Raw genomic sequence first — 262 nt, 5'->3', positions numbered from 1 at the left:
TATGGCCTCGCCCTTCGGGCCAGCGCTCACGCGCTGTTGTCTCGCTTCGCTCGGCTCGAGCCTGCAACCAGTTGATTAAAAGTCAACTACTCTACCGACTGAGCTAACGACTCATCTGTATGATTAGATTATTCTGATTGTGTCTTTCGATATGGTGGGTCGTGCAGGATGACTCGGCCTATGGCCTCGCCCTTCGGGCCAGCGCTCACGCGCTGTTGTCTCGCTTCGCTCGGCTCGAGCCTGCAACCAGTTGATTAAAAGT

General features: G+C 55.0%; 2 other RNA genes. Both read right to left on the bottom strand.

Annotated elements, in window-relative coordinates:
* Window positions 1-106, bottom strand: a non-coding RNA gene (locus ACGF5R_RS24855) — RtT sRNA; the annotation flags it as partial.
* Between the two features lie 46 nt (window positions 107-152).
* A non-coding RNA gene (locus tag ACGF5R_RS24850) (RtT sRNA) lies at window positions 153-262 on the bottom strand; the annotation flags it as partial.

Source organism: Photorhabdus sp. RM71S (genome assembly GCF_042879355.1).
GTDB classification, from domain to species: Bacteria; Pseudomonadota; Gammaproteobacteria; order Enterobacterales; family Enterobacteriaceae; genus Photorhabdus; species Photorhabdus kayaii.
The sequence above is the reverse complement of the archived record's forward strand: the minus strand, read 5'-3'. Positions and strand labels throughout refer to the sequence as shown.